This window comes from Nocardia farcinica (assembly GCF_029867845.1).
Classification (GTDB): Bacteria; Actinomycetota; Actinomycetes; order Mycobacteriales; family Mycobacteriaceae; genus Nocardia; species Nocardia farcinica_A.
Genome location: NZ_JARWRU010000257.1, coordinates 1 through 2,955, shown reverse-complemented (window position 1 = coordinate 2,955; position 2,955 = coordinate 1). Strand labels below are relative to the sequence as shown.

Sequence of the window (2,955 nt, the reverse complement as noted above, 5' to 3'; positions counted from 1 at the left end):
CGCTTGGGCACGTGGAACACCCCCGGCGCCTCGGCCTGACAGGCCGCGTGGCCCTGGCACAGGTCCAGGTCGACGACGATCCTCACGACTGCTCCCCCGCGGCGGCCGGACGCGGCTCGAGCGGCGCCTCCGGCTGGACCTCCACCAGCACCAGGTGCGCACCGCGCGGGGCGCTGACCACCGCCACCACCGCGGCGGCCAGCTGCGAGGCGCGCAGGAAGTACGGATGCCGGGCGAAGCCCCACTTCTGCCAGGCCTCCAACATGGGACCGACCTTCTCCGCGGGTGAGGTGAGCCCCATGCCGGTCTGGGTGGGGCCCGGCCGCACCAGGGAGGCGCGGATGCCGGTGCCCTCCAGTTCCATCCGCATCTGCCGCACCATGGCCTCGACACCGGCCTTGGCCGCGCTGTAGGCGCCGGTCTGCGGACGCGGCTGCTCGGCGCAGTCGGAGCTGATGAGCACCAGGTCGCCGCGTTGTCGCTCCAGCATGCCGGGCAGCACCCGGTGCACCATGCGGTGCGCGCCGACCAGATGCACCTGCACCTGCTTCAGGAAATCGGCCGGGTCCATCTCGCCGACCGGGCCGAATTCGATGTCGCCCGCGCCGGAGACCAGGATCTCGGCGGGACCGTGGGCGGCCTCGGCGGCGGCGACGAAGGCGTCGACCGAGTCGCCGTCGAGCACGTCGAGCCGGTGCGCGATGGCGGTGCCACCGTCGGCGCGGATCTTGCCCGCCAGTTCCTCGCACAGCTCGACCCGGCGCGCGCCGAGCGCGACCGGATGACCGAGCTCGGCCAGGGCCACCGCGGTGGCGGCGCCGATGCCCGAGGACGCGCCCGCGATCAGGGCGGGCCGGACCGGCGGATGGGGTTCGAAACGAGGCATTCAGCGCACCTCCACGGTGATCGGCAGATGGGCGAAGCCGCGCACGTTCGTCGAGTGCACCCGCTCGACGCCTTCGGTCACGACCTCGTAGTCACGCACCCGCGAGACGAACTCGCGCAGCGCGACATCGGCCTCCAGTCGCGCCAGGTGCGCGCCGAGGCAGAAGTGCACGCCCGCGCCGAAACTGGCCAGGGCGCTGGTGTCGGTGCGGTCCAGCCGGTAGCTGTCCGGGTCGGCGAAGGCCGCCGGGTCGCGGTTGGCCGAGCCGATGAGCAGCAGCACCTTCGACCCCGCCGGGATGACGCCGCCGTGCAGTGCGATGTCGGTCGTGGGGCAGCGGGCCACCATCTGGCTGGAGGTGTCATAGCGCAGCGTCTCCTCGATCCAGTCGGGCACCCGGTCCGGGTCGGCGGCGACCTTGGCGAACTCGGCCGGATTGCGCGCCGCCCAGTACACCGCGTTGCCCAGCAGCTTGGTGGTGGTCTCGTTGCCCGCCACCACCATGAGGAACATGAAGCCGATGATCTCGTCGTCGGTCAGCGAATCGCCGTCGATCTCGGCGTCCAGCAGCGCGGAGGTCAGGTCGTCGGTGGGATGCGCGCGGCGGTCGGCCACCATGTCGGCGTAGTAGCCGACCAGGCGCAGCGAGGCGTCGATCGCGGCATCCGGCACGTCGAGCACGCCGTCCTCGCGATGCACCACCAGATCGGCCAGCCGCCGGATCTCGGCGCGGTCGGGTTCGGGCACGCCCATGAGTTCGGAGATGACGTCCATCGGCAGCTTGCCCGCGAACTCGTCGATCCAGTCCAGGCTTCCACGCTCCAGCGCGGGCGCGAGGTGCTCGAGGGTGATCTCCCTGATGCGCGTGCGCATCTCGGCGACGCGGCGCGGGGTGAAGCCCTTGTAGACGAGTTTGCGCATGCGCATGTGCCGGGGATCGTCCATGGCGAGGAAGGACATGGTGCGGTGCGCGTGCGGCCCCCAGGCGGCCGGGTCGAGGGAGACGCCGTTGGCGCTGGAGAAGCGGCCCGCGTCGCGGAAGGCGGCGGTGACGTCGGCGTGCCGCGACAGCGCCCAGAAGCCCAGCTCGGAATTGTGGTACAGCGGCGCCTCGGTGCGCAGCCGCGCGTAGACCGGGTACGGGTCCTCGTGGAAGGCGTAGTCGTAGGGATCGAAGGTCAACGGTTCCACCGGTGCCGCGGTCATCGCACGGACCCCCATTCCGATAACAGGTTCTTCCCGACGGGCGCCCCCGGACAGCGCGGCGGAGACAGATAGCTGGACATGTGTCTGGACAGTACCACCGACACCATTCCACAACAATGGGCGCTGCGGACATTTCCATCAAACCGGCCGAGGCGACGCCGCGAGGGGGATTCGGCGCGACCGTGCGGGGCCGAGCAAAGATCGGAACAGGTTCCAGTATCGCGCGCCGGTCACGCGCCGGTCACCGGCCGCGCGTCCGACCCGCCGCGGTCCGCGCGGCGCACTACCGTGGAGCCACTGCCGCACTGCCCTCACGACCTCCCCCGACGGCCGGTGCGCGCCCGTGGGCGCGGGCGGGCCGCCACCCTCCGTCCCGAAAGCGCAGTCATGACAGACCAGACCGAACACACCTGCGACGTCGTCGTCCTCGGCGCCGGCCCGGTGGGCGAGAACGTCGCCGACCGGACCGCGGCCGCGGGCCTGAGCACCGTGATCGTCGAATCCGAACTCGTCGGCGGCGAGTGCTCCTACTGGGCGTGCGTGCCGAGCAAGGCGCTGCTACGGCCGGTGCTGTTGCGCGCCGAGGCCGCCCGCATGCCCGGCGTCGGCTCCCTGCTCACCGGACCGGCCGACACCGCGGCCGTGCTCGCCCACCGCGACCGCATGGTCTCGGACCGGGACGACTCGGGGCAGGTCGCGTGGCTGGACTCGGCAGGGGTGGCGCTGATCCGCGGCCGGGGCCGGATCGACGGGCCACGACGGGTGACGGTCGAGACCGACGGCGGCGAGATCCGGCAGACCGCCCGCCACGCCCACGCGGGCTGCCCCGGCTCCCGCGCGGCCGGGCCCCCGCTGCCCCGGAT

4 protein-coding genes are annotated in these 2,955 nt (G+C 72.4%); 1 reads left to right on the top strand and 3 read right to left on the bottom strand.

Going from position 1 to position 2,955, the window contains the following annotated elements:
- The 3 genes from QH283_RS05310 to QH283_RS05300 all read right to left on the bottom strand — a co-directional run.
- On the bottom strand, window positions 1-86 hold an 86-nt coding region (locus tag QH283_RS05310), incomplete at its 3' end, for a ferredoxin (protein ID WP_280501893.1).
- The gene (locus QH283_RS05305) at window positions 83-886 is read right to left on the bottom strand and encodes an SDR family oxidoreductase (RefSeq protein ID WP_280501892.1); all 804 of its coding nucleotides are present in this window, start codon (window positions 884-886) and stop codon (window positions 83-85) included. The genes QH283_RS05305 and QH283_RS05310, both read right to left, overlap by 4 nt.
- Window positions 887-2,092 (bottom strand): cytochrome P450, encoded by a 1,206-nt coding sequence (locus QH283_RS05300; protein WP_280501891.1) that lies wholly within the window; start codon window positions 2,090-2,092, stop codon window positions 887-889.
- A gap of 387 nt (window positions 2,093-2,479) precedes the next feature.
- Between QH283_RS05300 and QH283_RS05295 the strand changes: the two genes are divergently transcribed.
- Window positions 2,480-2,955: FAD-dependent oxidoreductase (locus tag QH283_RS05295; RefSeq protein ID WP_280501890.1), on the top strand; the 476-nt coding region annotated here is incomplete at its 3' end.

Bases quoted from the DNA above. Each gene is read 5' to 3' on its own strand.
- QH283_RS05305 (WP_280501892.1), bottom strand. From the start codon at position 886: ATGCCTCGTTTCGAACCCCATCCGCCGGTCCGGCCCGCCCTGATCGCG.
- QH283_RS05300 (WP_280501891.1), bottom strand. From the start codon at position 2,092: ATGACCGCGGCACCGGTGGAACCGTTGACCTTCGATCCCTACGACTAC.